Origin of the sequence: Streptomyces sp. TG1A-60, from assembly GCF_037201975.1 — a bacterium.
Lineage (GTDB): Bacteria > Actinomycetota > Actinomycetes > Streptomycetales > Streptomycetaceae > Streptomyces.
This window is the reverse complement of record NZ_CP147520.1, coordinates 2,599,087-2,612,535: the sequence shown is the minus strand read 5'-3', so window position 1 is coordinate 2,612,535 and position 13,449 is coordinate 2,599,087. Positions and strand designations below refer to the sequence as shown.

At 69.2% G+C, this 13,449-nt stretch carries 6 protein-coding genes; all 6 read left to right on the top strand.

What is annotated here, in order from left to right; all coding sequences use genetic code 11:
- Positions 1 to 336: 336 nt before the first annotated feature.
- The 6 genes from WBG99_RS10575 to WBG99_RS10550 all read left to right on the top strand — a co-directional run bounded on the left by WBG99_RS10575 (position 337) and on the right by WBG99_RS10550 (position 13,425).
- On the top strand, positions 337 to 1,338 hold the full coding sequence (locus WBG99_RS10575) for a beta-ketoacyl-ACP synthase III (protein ID WP_338896088.1): 1,002 nt from the start codon (positions 337 to 339) through the stop codon (positions 1,336 to 1,338).
- Positions 1,339 to 1,361: 23 nt separating this feature from the next.
- A complete protein-coding gene (locus WBG99_RS10570; protein ID WP_338896087.1) occupies positions 1,362 to 1,610 on the top strand; it encodes a phosphopantetheine-binding protein in 249 nt (82 codons plus the stop codon).
- A gap of 85 nt (positions 1,611 to 1,695) precedes the next feature.
- Complete coding sequence (locus WBG99_RS10565) at positions 1,696 to 1,956, top strand: acyl carrier protein (RefSeq protein ID WP_338896086.1); 261 nt, start codon at positions 1,696 to 1,698, stop codon at positions 1,954 to 1,956.
- Positions 1,953 to 3,845: an aminotransferase class I/II-fold pyridoxal phosphate-dependent enzyme gene (locus WBG99_RS10560; protein WP_338896085.1), complete on the top strand. Its 1,893-nt coding sequence runs from the start codon at positions 1,953 to 1,955 to the stop codon at positions 3,843 to 3,845. Before WBG99_RS10565 ends, WBG99_RS10560 begins: the two co-directional genes overlap by 4 nt.
- 32 nt (positions 3,846 to 3,877) lie before the next feature.
- The gene (locus WBG99_RS10555) at positions 3,878 to 5,515 is read left to right on the top strand and encodes a D-alanine--poly(phosphoribitol) ligase (protein ID WP_338896084.1); all 1,638 of its coding nucleotides are present in this window, start codon (positions 3,878 to 3,880) and stop codon (positions 5,513 to 5,515) included.
- Between the two features lie 11 nt (positions 5,516 to 5,526).
- On the top strand, positions 5,527 to 13,425 hold the full coding sequence (locus WBG99_RS10550) for an aminotransferase class I/II-fold pyridoxal phosphate-dependent enzyme (protein ID WP_338896083.1): 7,899 nt from the start codon (positions 5,527 to 5,529) through the stop codon (positions 13,423 to 13,425).
- The last annotated feature ends 24 nt before the right edge of the window (positions 13,426 to 13,449 follow it).

Genomic DNA, 13,449 nt, shown 5'->3' with positions numbered 1-13,449 from the left:
TGCGCCTTACCTTTCCGGTGGCCCTGTTCTGATCCACACACGGGAGCGGATGGCCGAATGCTCCTTTGTGTCCTGGTCGTTCGTTGTACGGAGTGTGGGCTCCGGGACTGACCGACCGCTGACCGATGGCTGACGACCCGCTGACCCCGCGGCCACGGGGTCAGGTCCGTTCGGAGTGTGTGGCGTCGGGCCGTACCCGTCAGCCATCGGTCAGCGGTCGGTCAGTCATCGGTCAGCCCGTCGGACAACACTTCGGCCACAGAAAGCACTCTCAGCCCTTCGGGAGACGAGGAGCACTCGAGTGGCTGCACGTCGTCGAGACCATGGTGGTGTCCGATGAACCGCACTGCGGTGTTGGCCGGCGTCGGTAGTTGCCTGCCACCCAAGGCTGTCTCGAACGATGAGCTGGCCGTGAGACTGGACACTTCCGACGAATGGATCCGGTCGCGGACCGGCATCGGACAGCGATACTTCGCAGCGCAGGGAACGGCGACCTCCGACTTGGCCGTCGGGGCGGGCGCGAAGGCCCTGAAGTGCTCGGGCGTTTCCGCAGTGGACGCCGTGCTCGTCGCCACGACCACGCCGGACCGGCCCTGCCCGGCGACAGCGCCGACGGTGGCCTCCCGCCTCGGCATGACGGGGACCGCCGCCTACGACGTGTCCGCCGTCTGTACGGGCTTCGTGTACGGACTTGCGACTGCGGCTGGTCTTATCTCCGCGGAGGTAGCGGATCGAGTGCTGGTCATCGGTGCCGAGACGTTCTCCACCTTGCTCAACCCGGAGGACCGGTCCACTTCCGTGATCTTCGGAGATGGGGCGGGCGCCGTGGTCCTGCGTTCAGGAGATCCCGAGGAGCCCGGCGCGCTTGGCCCGTTCGACCTGGGGAGCGACGGCGAGGGCGAAGAACTGATCACGGTACCCGCTGGTGGCTCGCGGCAGCGGCTGTCCGGGGTGGAGCCGAAGGCCGGGGAGCAGTATTTCGCCATGTCGGGCAAAGAGGTCTTCCGGCATGCGGTACAACGGATGACCGGGTCGGCGCAAACGGTGCTCGCCCGCGCGGGTTGGCGGGCGCAGGACGTCGATCACCTCGTCAGCCACCAAGCCAACCGCCGGATCACCGGCCATGTCGCCGACCAAGTCGGAATTCCCAGGGCGCGCTGCGTCAACAACATCGCCGCGGTGGGCAACACGGCTGCCGCGTCCATCCCACTCGCGCTCGACCATGCGCACGCCGACGGCACGTTGCGGCCCGCACAACGCATCCTCCTCACCGCGTTCGGCGGCGGGCTCACGTGGGGGTCGGCGGTACTGACCTGGCCGCAGCTGGACCGCGTCTGAAGACGAGAGAGCAGGAGCACAGCATGAGCGTGATGTACGGCAGGTTGGTCGATCTTCTCGTCGATCGTTTCGAGGTGGACCGTGCAGAGATCGGCCCGGACACCACGTTCGAGGACCTCGACATGGACTCGTTGTTCCTCGTGGAACTGCTGCTGGTGATCCAGTCCGAGTTCGGTGTGGCTGTCGACGACGACGCTGCTTCCCCCGGCGACACGATCACCGCGGTCGCCGAACTCCTGGAAGGCCTCACTACCCCCGCGGCCTCGTCATGACCGCACCACGCCCGTCTCACCCGCCCGTCACCGGCAGGCAGCGGCCGAGCGCCAGGGCCCGCCGGAGTCCGAGCCGAGGACGACCATGAGCACACAGCAGTCAATCATCACCTACATCGCCGGCGTCTGGCTTGACGGGGACGCCGACGGGCTCGACGCGCAGGTTCCCCTCGCCGATCTCAACATCATCGACTCGGCCGGGATCTTCGACCTCGTGCACTACCTGCAGGGTGACTTCCGGATCACTGTTCCGATCCAGGAGATCAATCCGGCGAACTTCCGGACGGTCGACACGATCGCGGCACTTGTCGAACGGCTGCAGCGCAAAGGAGAGAGCGTCCGATGACGAATGTCACGGGGGGCAGGCCGGACACCGGCAGCATCCACCGACAGGTCGTGGACATCGTCGCCTCACTGACGCTTTACGACGAGTCCTATCTCCTGCCTGAGAGCCACTTCGAAGCCGAACTCGGCATCGACTCGGTCATCTTCGAGTCGATCCTCACGTCGGTGAGGGAGCACTTCGCGCTCGGCTCACCACTGTCGTCCCAGGGCCTGACCACCATCCGGCAACTCGTCGACGCCGTCGCGGACGCGCTCGGCGGGGCAACCGACGGGACGGACTCGTCCGCGGCTGTCAGCACTGCCGCCGGGCCCGACGGCGGCGATGCTCTCCAGGAGACCGTCGTCACCGTGACCATGCGGCACACTCAGTACCAGCGTCATCAGCTGGGTCTCGACTCCGATTTCGAGAGCGAACTCGGCATCGACTCCGTCGTCCTGGCGTCGATCGTCGCCGACTCAGTCGGAGAACTCGGCCTCCCCGGCAGTCTGGTGGGCACGGTCACCGCGACATCGCTGCGCGAGCTCCTGACGGAACTGCGCCCCTTCCACGAGGTCACGCACCCCACGGAACACGCACCGATCGCCACGGCGGAACCGGACACAGAGCTCCCCGGCGAGAACCCGGCGGTCTGGGACGGCCGCTCCATGAAGGACTTCATGGAGGAACGCGACAGCGACCTGTTCGCCAAGACCCGCAGCTTCGGAAAGTACCTGCGGCGGCGTGAGGCCGAGCGGCTCTACTGGTACGGGATGCCGCTGCACTCCCGCTGCGGCAACCGTGCGGTCATCCTTGACGAACACACGGGCCACAAGCGCGAGTTCCTCATGTTCGCGTCCAACAACTACCTGGGCCTCGCCAACCACCCCAAGGTGATCGAGGCCGTCTGTGACGCCACCCGCGAGTACGGAGCGACGCATACGGGCTCCCGCTTCATCGGCGGCACCAATGCCCTCCACAAGGAGCTGGAACGACGTCTCGCCGCCTTCAAGCAGCGCTCGGCCTGCATCGTCTACCCGGGCGGCTACGCCGCGAACCTGGGCGCGATCTCCGCACTGGTCAAGAGTTACGACACCCTCGTGGTCGACAAGCTCAACCACATGAGCATGGTCGACGGCGCTCGGCTCTCCGGTGGTATCCGCAAGATCTACCAGCACAACGACATGGCCGACCTGGAGCGGATCCTCAAGCGTTCCGACGACCGGTCGGCAGGCAGGCTCATCGTCGTCGACGGTGTCTTCAGCATGCACGGCGACATCTGCGACCTGCCCGAGATCGTCCGGCTGGCCAAGGAATACGACGCCAGGGTCATGGTCGACGACGCCCATTCCACCGGTGTCCTCGGCGAGCGCGGTTCCGGAACGGCCGAGCACTTCGGCCTGAAGGGCGAGGTCGACCTCGAACTCGGCACCATGAGCAAGGCCCTCGCGGGCATGGGCGGCTTCGTCGTCGGCGACGAAGAAGTGATCGAGTACCTCCGCTTCTACTCGAACTCGTACGTGTTCGCCGCCAACATCCCCGCCGGTGTCGCCGCCGGCCTGATCGCGTCGATCGACATCATCGAGTCGGAGCCCGAGCGGATCACGAAGCTCTGGTCCAACATCCGGTTCCTCCACAGCCAGCTGGCCGACGCCGGGTTCGACCTGGAGAACACCCAGAGCGCCATCCTGCCCATCGTCATCGGCAACGAACGCAAGACGATGGAGATGGGCCGTGCCGTGCGTGCGCGAGGGCTCTTCTGCCAGACGGTGGTCTTCCCCGGCGTGCCGCTCGGTGACGCGCGGCTACGTGTCAGCGTCACCTGCGAGCACACGCGGGAGGACCTGGAGACCGCGGCGGGGATCTTCGTCGAGGCCGGCCGTGAGGTCGGCGTGCTGCCGTCGGCACGGTGAGGAAACGGTGAGGCAACGGTGACTGGAGCAGCATGACCCAGACGATGGACGAGTCCGACACGGCGTTGATCCGGCTGCCGCGGCCTCTCTCCGAAGAGCAGGCAGCACGCCCCGCTTTCGTGGGTGCGCGGACGCTGACCTACGGAGAACTGGCAGCGGACGTGGCCGCCGTGGCTTCCGGTCTGCTCGGCCTCGGAGTCGCGGTGGGCGACCGCGTGGCGATCTGGATGGACAAGCAGCCGCGCTACGCCGAAACGATCCTCGCAGCCCTGCAGGCAGGATGCGCCTACGTTCCCCTCGACGGAGGCCAGCCACCCGGCAGGGTCGCGACCATCCTCACGGACTCCGAGCCAGTTGTGCTCTTCACCGACCGCCGTCACCTGGACGCGCTGGCCGGCTGCCTTCCCGCGTCGATCCGGACGATCGTGGTGTCCGACGAGCCTGGCGGCCAGGAGACGAGGGGTGCTGCCGCCGGCCCCGACGGCAGGCCGATACCCGTGCGGTCGTGGGCCGACTTCGCCGCCGGTGCGGCGGGGCACGTCGTGATCCTGCCCGCACTGGAGCGCGACGACCTCGCCGCGATCCTCTACACTTCCGGGTCGACCGGCACACCCAAGGGCGTCCGGATCTCGTACCGGAACCTGGCGAACTTCATCCGCTGGGCCCGCGCCGAGCTGTCCGTGGGGCCGGACGACGTATTCGCCAACCACGCCTCGTTCAACTTCGACCTGTCCACCTTCGACCTCTTCACCGCGCTGTCCGTCGGCGCCGGCGTGTGGATCGTCGCCGACGAGCAGGCACGCGACGTGGCGGCACTCGCCCACGGCATCCGCGAGCACGGTGTCACCGTGTGGTACTCCGTGCCCTCGGTGTTGAATCTCCTCACGGCGTCCGGGGCGCTCACCGCTGAGACCGTACGCAGCCTGCGCCATGTCCTCTTCGCCGGTGAGGTCTTCCCGATTCCGCAACTCCGCGCGCTGGCCGCGCTGCTGCCCGACGGGACGGAGCTGCACAACCTCTACGGCCCGACCGAGACGAACGTCTGTACCTATCACCGTGTCCGCCCGGAGGACCTGGTGCGTGACGAGCCGGTGCCGATAGGCACGCCCGTCCCCGGCGCCCGGGTGTCGGTCGTCGACGGCGAGGGGCGCGCCCTCGAAGGGCCGGAAGCGTTCGGTGAGTTGATCGTGGAAGGCGACTGCGTCACCCCGGGCTACTGGGGGCGGGAGTCGGAACCGGCAGCCGCCGGGCACCGGGAAGGCCGCCATGCCACCGGCGACCTGGTGAGCTACGAGCAGGGCAGTCTCGTCTACCGGGGGCGCAAGGACCGGATGGTCAAACTCTCCGGCTACCGCGTGGAACTGGCCGAGATCGAGGCCGCGGTGTCGAGGCACCCGGCGATCGCCTGCGCCGCCGTCGTCGTCGACGGACAGGGAGCCGAATCGAGGATCGCCCTCTACTACACGCTCGACGTCGGCGCACGCAGGCCGAACCTCATCGAGATCAAGCGGCACTGCGCACAGCACCTGCCCCGGTACATGCTGCCGCAGACGGCCACATGCCTCGAAGAACTGCCGCGCAACGCCAACGGCAAGACCGACTACCACCGTCTGGGCGGCGGGACGGCCGAGCCTGCCCAGCGCCCGCAGGCCCCGCCCGGCAGCAAGTGACGGAGACGTTCATGAACCAAGGTTCGACCGAGACGCACTGGCAGGGGAACGAGCCGCAGAGCGTCGCAGGCCTTCTGCGGCACCACCTCGAACATCACCCGGACGCGCTCGCCTACCGTTTCCTTACGGCAGCCGACACCGACACCGGCACCGGCACCGGCACCGGCACACATGATCCCGGCGCTGACGCCGCTTCGTGGAACTACCGCGAACTCGACCTGCGCGTTCGCGGCGTGGCCGCGCGCCTCCAGCGCGAGGGCCTGGCGGGCAAGCCGGTCCTGCTGCTCCATCCATCGGGACTCGACTACGTCGCCGGCTTCCTCGGCTGCCTCTATGCCGGAGCCATCGCCGTACCCGCGTACCCGCCGGACACCAGGCGCTTCGGCCAGACCATGCCACGCCTCGCGGCGATCGCCCGGGACTCGCAGGCGACGCACGCGCTGACGACCGGGAGCTTCTCCCGTTTCGCCGCCACCAGGAAGGACGAGCTCGCCGCGCTCGGGCTCGGCGGGTTGCGCTGGCTGGTGACCGATGACCTCGGCACCGCCGCGGCCGACGACTGGCGCGACCCCGGTGCCGCGGGCGATTCGCCGGCCTTCCTGCAGTACACATCCGGCTCGACCTCGGCCCCCAAAGGTGTCATGGTCAGCAACGGCAACCTGATTCATAACCTTCGCTCGATCCATCACCGCCTGGAGCACGACGCGAACTCGGCCATGGTGTCGTGGCTTCCTCCGTACCACGACATGGGCCTGGTCGGCGGCATCCTGACGCCGCTGTACGGAGGGTTCCCCGCCCATCTGATGTCGCCGCTGTCCTTCGTACGACGGCCGCTGCTCTGGCTTCAGACGCTGTCCCGGACCCGGGCGTCCACCAGCGTCGCGCCCAACTTCGGCTTCGAGCACTGCGTGCGAAGGGTCACGGACGAGCAGCTGGAGGGCCTGGATCTGAGCCATTGGCGGCTGGCGCTGAACGGTGCCGAGCCGGTACGCGCCGACACGCTCGACCGGTTCGCCGAGCGCTTCGCCCCCTGGGGCTTCGAGCGGCGTGCCCTGCTGCCGTGCTACGGCCTCGCGGAGGCCACGCTGATGGTGACCGGCCTGAGGGCCGACGAGCCGCCGACCGTCGGCGCGTTCGCGTCCAGTGCTCTCGGAGCAGGCGTCGCCGAGCCCGCACGCGAACCGGAGGACGGGCGGGTGACCCGTGTCGTCGGCTGCGGCCCCGCTGTCGACGGCGTGGACGTCGCGATCGTCGACGCCTCCACGCGGCGGCGGATCTCCTCCGGGGACCGGATCGGGGAGATCTGGGTCACGGGCGCAAGCGTGGCGCTCGGTTACTGGCGTCGGCCCGAAGCCACCCACGAGACCTTCCGCGCCCGCATCGAGGGCGAGGACGACACGCCCTACCTGCGTACGGGCGACCTGGGCTTCCTGCGCGACGGCCAACTGCATGTCGTCGGCCGCACCAAGGACGTCGTCATCGTGCAGGGCCGCAACCACTACCCGCACGACATCGAGCTCACCGTGGAGAAGGCCGACGACTCACTCCGCACGGGCAGCGGCGCCGCCTTCGCGGTCGAGGTGGACGGCGTCGAGGAGATGGTCGTCGCCTACGAGGTCGAGGGCAGGCGGGTCGACAGCGCGCCGGCGCTCCTGGCCAAACTGCGCATGGCGATCGCGGAGGAGCACGAGGTCACACCGCACGCCGTCGTCCTCCTCAAGAGGTCGACGGCCCACAAGACCACCAGCGGCAAGATCCAACGCCAGGCCTGCAGGAGGGACTTCCTCGGCCTCGGACTCACCGTGGTGGCGGCGAGCGTCACCCGGGACACCGAGACGCCCCTGCCGCCCGACTCTCCCGCCGACCTGCCCGCCGGTCGCCGCGGGCAGCGGGTGCTCGACGCCGTCAACGAGGTGCTGACCGGTGTCTCGGCCGCCGCCGACCCTCCCGACGTGAGTGGCTGGACGTTCGCCGAACTCGACCTGGACTATCCGGCGCTCCTCACCGCCGTACGGGACCTCGAACAGCGACTCGGCACCACGATCGCGGTGGGAGAGCTGCTGGTACGGCCGCGGGTCGACACATTGATCGCTCTGCTCCTCGGTGAGGAACGGGGGCCCGATGCCGAAGAGCCCGGTTCCTCGCCCCCCGAGACCACTCGGCCCGAGACGTCGCGGGAACCGGAGGCGATCGAGGCGTGGCTGGTCGGGAGGGTCGCGGGCCGGCTCGGACTGCCCCCGGCATCGATCGACGTCACCAAGCCCCTGGCGTCCTTGGGCCTCGATTCGAAGCAAGCCGTCGCGATCCTGGCCGAGCTCGGTTCCGAGATGGGCCGAGAGGTGACGACGAGTGCGGCGTTCGACCACCCGACGATCCGCGCTGTGGCGACCCATTTCGGCAGCCCTGACAAACGGTTCGCGGCGGGCGCGATCACCACGGCTTCGTACGACGGTCGTGTGGACGAGCCGATCGCGGTCATCGGCCTCGGCTGCCGTTTCCCTGGCGCCCCGGACGTGGACAGCTACTGGCGACTCCTCGTGGACGGCCGCGACGCGATCACCGAAGTCCCCGGCGGCCGCTGGGATGCCGACCGGGTGAGCGCGCCGGGTTACGGCGGCTTCATCGACCATGCCGACGAGTTCGACCCCCGTTTCTTCGGCCTTTCGGCCAGAGAAGCGATCCGGATGGACCCCCAGCAGCGACTGCTCCTGGAAATCGCCTGGCAGACCGTGGAGGACGCGGGCATCGCCCCTTCCCGACTCGCGGGCAGTGACACCGGGGTCTTCGTCGGCATCAGCAGCCATGACTATTCCGAGCTGCAGATGAGCCGGCTGGACACGATCGACATCCACGCTGCCACCGGAAACGCCCACTCCATCGCGGCGAACAGACTGTCGTACACGCTCGACCTCCAGGGCCCGAGCCTCGCCCTCGACACAGCCTGCTCCTCGTCGCTGTTGGCGGTCCATCTGGCCTGCGAGAGCCTGCGCCGAGGGGAGTGCGTGGCGGCGCTCGCCGGCGGGGTGAACCTGCTGATCACCCCCGGCCTCTCCGTGGCGTTCTCCGAGGGCAACATGCTGTCGCCGGACGGCCGTTGTCGTACCTTCGACGATTCCGCGAGCGGATATGCGCGCGGCGAAGGCGCAGGTCTGGTCCTCCTCAAACCTCTCTCCGCCGCGATCGCCGACGGCGACCGGATTCACGCCGTGATCCGGGGTTCGGCGACAGGACATGGCGGTCGGAGCAACGGCCTTACGGCACCCAAGGGCTCGGCCCAGCGGGCGGTGATCGAGCGGGCTCTGTCCCAGGCGGGGTTGAGCGGTGACGAGATCGGCTACGTCGAGGCTCATGGCACCGGCACCTCGCTCGGCGACCCCGTCGAATGGGAGGGCCTCGCGGCTGTCTACGGCAGCAGCCGCACAGAGGGCAGCCCGTGTCTCGTGGGGTCGGTCAAGACCAACATCGGTCACCTGGAGGCGGCCGCCGGCATCGCCGGACTCATCAAAGCGGCGCTTGTCGTACGCAACCGCCAGGTACCGCCGACGCTCCACCTCCGCACGCCGAACCGGCACCTGGCATGGGACGGCGCGGGACTCGGCGTACCGACGCGGCTCACCGGCCTTCCGGACGGTGTCGCGGTACGGGCGGGGGTGAGCTCGTTCGGATTCGGCGGGTCGAACGCACATGTCGTGCTTGAGTCGCCCCCCGAGCCGACGCGGGACGAAGCGGTGCCCCCGAAGCGGCCGGTGCACGCGCTGTGCCTGTCGGCGCACACGCCGACGGCACTCACCGCCCTCGCGCAACGCTGGCGCACCCACCTGGCCGCCCATCCGGACGCGGACCTCGGCGACCTCTGCCGCACGGCGAGCACGGGACGCGCCCAGCTCGCGTTCCGGGCGGTCGTCGCCGGCGGCTCCACCGAGGCGTTCGACACGGCGCTCGACGCTCTGGCCCGCGGCGAGGCGTCGACCGCCGTCGTACGCGGCCGTGCGAGGCCCGCCGCGGCGCCGAAGGTCGCGTTCCTCTTCAGCGGCCAGGGCACGCAGTACACGGGCATGGGCAAGGGGCTGTACGACACGCACACCGGCTTCGCCCGCACCCTCGACCGCGCCGACCGCGTACTGCGGCCGCGACTCGGTGTTCCGCTGACGGAGTTGCTCTTCGCCGAAGACGGCGCGGACCGGTTGCGGAGCACCCGCTACTGCCAGCCGGCCCTGGTCGCGCTGGAGGTCGCGCTCGCCGAACTGTGGATGTCGCTCGGCGTGCGCCCCACCGCCCTGCTGGGGCACAGCATCGGCGCGTACGGTGCCGCATGCGTGGCCGGAGTGATGTCCCTGGAGGACGCACTGACCCTGGCCGTGGTGCGGGCCAGGCAGATGGATGAACAGCCGGGCGACGGCGCGATGATCGCCTGCGCCGGGGACGCGGAAGCGATCCGTGCGGCAGCCGTCGGATTCGGCTCGGTCTCCGTGGCCGCGGTCAACGCTCCCGGCCATCTGGTGTTGTCCGGGGCACGCAAGGAGATCGACGAGGTGCGTGTCCTGCTCCAGGACCGGTCCGTCGTGGTCAGGCCGCTGGCCGTGTCGCACGCATTCCACTCCACGTTGATGGCCGGTGCGGCGGAGCCGCTGCGCGAGGCGGCCCGTGCCGTCGCCTTCGCGGAGCCGGAGATCCCCTGGGTCTTCGACGCCACCGGTGAGCTGGTCGCCACGAGGATCGGGGCCGACGACTGGGTCGAGCACCTGCTCGGCACGGTGCGTTTCGCCGACGGCTTCGAGACGCTTCGCGGACTGGGCTGCGATGCGTTCGTGGAGATCGGCCCGCACCCGACCCTGCTCAACATGGCGCGCACCATGACGGCCGCGGACGACGAGAACCCTGTGCTGTGGCTGCCGTCTCTGCGACGTGGCCGGGGCGGAAACACCGGCGGTGGCGACTGGGAGACACTGCTGCAGTCGCTCGGCCGCTTGCACTGCGCGGGCGGCGAGGTGGACTGGACCGCTCTCGACGAGGGGTACCGCAGGCATCCGATCCCGATACCGCACGCAGTCCTTGAGCGGCAACCGTACTGGTTCCGTCCTCCCCCGCAGAAGGACGAGCGCCACGACAGCCTGGATCCGGCGCCGGTGCGGCGCCCCGAGCCGCCTTCCGCGGCGTCGGCCGACACCGCGAGCAACGGGCGTACCGAGCCCGCCTCCGTTCAGCCCGCGGTCCCGGCCGCCGCTGTCCCGGCGGACGAGGGGACCGCGCGCCATGTGGTGGTCGGCCTTGTCGCGCGGGTGTGTTCCTTCCCGGTCGAGGGGATTCCACTGGACGCACGTCTCGGGGCGGACCTCGGGTTCGACTCGCTGATGCGGACCGAACTGGAGCGTTCCCTCACCCGGCGGTTCCCGGGGCGTCTGGAGGATCACCGGGAGACCCTGCCCGAGGACCCGACCGTCGGGCAGCTCGCGGACCTTCTCGGCACTGAAGGCACCGCGGTCCTCCCGGACGGTGACCACCCGGCTGACGGCTCCCGCGAGTGCGAGGAGCCGGTCGGGTCCATGCCTGCTCCGGCCGGCCCCGGCCATGTGGTCAAGCAGGAGCGGGTGTTCGAGGAGTGGGCCGAGTACGCGGAGCTGCAGGGCAGGCTCCGCCAGACCAGGTCGAGTGGTGTGAACCCGTACGGTCGGGTGCACGAGGGACACAACTCGGGCCGAGCCTCCGTGGAAGGCCGCTTGGTCATCAACTTCTCGTCCTTCAACTACCTTGCCCTGTCGAACCACCCCCGCGTCCGCCGGGCCGCACAGGACGCCATCGACCGGTACGGCACCTCCAGCTCGGCGACACCCCTGCTGTTCGGCGAGACGCCGCTGCACCACGAACTGGACGCCGAGATCGCCTCGTTCCTCGGTACCGACGCGGCCATCGTCTACGCCGGAGGCCATGCCACGAACGTGGCGACGATCGGTCACCTCTTCGGACCCGAGGACCTGATCCTGCACGACGAATGGATCCACGACAGCGCGGTACGCGGCTGCATCCTCTCGGGCGCGCGTCGCAGGCCCTTCCCGCACAACGACTGGCGGGCTCTCGACTCGTTGCTGGGCACGCTGCGTTCGCAGCACCGACGGGCCCTGGTCCTCGTCGAAGGCGCGTACAGCCAGGACGGTGACATCCCCGACCTGCGGAGGTTCATCGACGTCAAGGAGCGTCACGGCGCGATGCTGATGATCGACGAAGCGCACTCGATCGGCGTCCTCGGACGCACGGGCCGGGGTATAGGCGAGTACTTCGGAGTCGACCGCCGAGACGTCGACCTGTGGATGGGCACGCTGAGCAAGGCGATCGGCAGCCTCGGCGGCTACATCGCGTCGCGCGGGCCGATCATCGAGTACCTCAAGTACACCACCCCGCTGCACATCTTCAGCACCGGAATCTCGCCGGCGAACACGGCCGCGGCGCTGGAGGCGATCCGGATCATCAGAGAGGAGCCGGACCGTGTGGCCCGTGTGCGGCAGCTGTCCGAGCACTTCCGTGACTCGGCACGGGCCCGCGGACTCGACATCGGCGTCTCACGTGCCTCCGCGGTGATCCCGGTCGTCATCGGCGACTGGGAGAAGACCATGGCGCTCTCCAACGCCCTGCTCGATCAGGGTGTGAACGTGATGCCGATCGGCTACCCCGCCGTCGCCCGCGACGAGTGCCGCCTTCGATTCTTCATCAACGCGGACCACAGCGAAGAAGACCTGGAACACTCCCTCGACCTCCTGGGGCGGGCCATGGCAGAGAAGAACACGAGGGGAACTCCCCCGACCGCGTCCACGTCCGAGCACGAGGCCGCGCGCACCGGGATCACATCCGGATCCACGCAGGCGCCCGCCTCCACACCCGAACCGAAGCGCCTCAGTGTCGCCGACGCCGACGCCGACGTCCTGGTCGCGGGCGCGAGCGGCTTCATCGGGGGACACCTGACCCGTCGGCTGGCCGAGCGCGGCCACCGTGTGCGGGTACTGGTCCGCCAAGGCAGCGACCGTTCCGCCTTCGACGGCGTCGACGTCGAGATCGTGACCGGTGATCTCGACGACCCGGAGAGCCTGCGGCGTGCCACCACCGGTGTGCGCCACGTCTACAACTGCACGGGCATGTCGGCCGACTGGGGCCCCTGGGAGGACTTCGCGCGGATCAATGTCGACGGCGGCCGCAACCTCGTCGAGGCCGCACACCACGCGGGCACGGTCGAGCGCTTCCTCCACGTCAGCACCACCGACGTCTACGGCTACCCGGTCACGCCGTGCGACGAGAGCGCGGACCTCAACGACATCGGACTGCCGTACAACCGCAGCAAGGTGCTTGGCGAACGCGCCGTGCGTGAGGCGGCCGAGCGGGCCGGCCTGCCGCTCACCGTCGTGCGGCCGGTGTCGGTCTACGGCCCGCGCAGCAAGGACTTCGTCATCGAGATCGCGACCCTCCTGGTGAACAGGCAGATGGTCTACATCCGTAGGGGCGAGGTACCGGCCGGGCTTATCTACGTGGGCAATCTGGTCGACGGGATGATCGCCGCCTGCACCTCCGAAGCCGCGGTGGGCAAGGCGTACAACCTGCGCGACCACGACCTGACGACGTGGCGGGAGTACATCGAGGCGCTGGCCCGAGGCCTCGGCGTCAAGTCGCCCGCGTTCAGTCTGCCCACACCGGTGGCACGCGGTGTGGCCTCGGTCTCGGAGAAGCTCTACGGCGCGCTGGGAGTCAAGTCCCGTCCGGTGCTCACCCGGCACGCCGTCCATCTCTTCGACCGCGATCAGTCCTACGCCGTCGACCGTGCCCGCGACGATTTCGGGTTCAAGAGCGAGGTGGGTTTCGAGGAGGGCGTCGAACTCACCCTGGCCTGGCTGGACTCACCGGAAGGCCGCAAGCACGTCGCCCGCTGACCAGCCAGTGTCGGAGATCGGCAA

Bases quoted from the DNA above. Each gene is read 5' to 3' on its own strand.
- WBG99_RS10555 (WP_338896084.1), top strand. From the start codon at position 3,878: ATGACCCAGACGATGGACGAGTCCGACACGGCGTTGATCCGGCTGCCG.
- WBG99_RS10560 (WP_338896085.1), top strand. From the start codon at position 1,953: ATGACGAATGTCACGGGGGGCAGGCCGGACACCGGCAGCATCCACCGA.
- WBG99_RS10570 (WP_338896087.1), top strand. From the start codon at position 1,362: ATGAGCGTGATGTACGGCAGGTTGGTCGATCTTCTCGTCGATCGTTTC.
- WBG99_RS10550 (WP_338896083.1), top strand. From the start codon at position 5,527: ATGAACCAAGGTTCGACCGAGACGCACTGGCAGGGGAACGAGCCGCAG.
- WBG99_RS10575 (WP_338896088.1), top strand. From the start codon at position 337: ATGAACCGCACTGCGGTGTTGGCCGGCGTCGGTAGTTGCCTGCCACCC.
- WBG99_RS10565 (WP_338896086.1), top strand. From the start codon at position 1,696: ATGAGCACACAGCAGTCAATCATCACCTACATCGCCGGCGTCTGGCTT.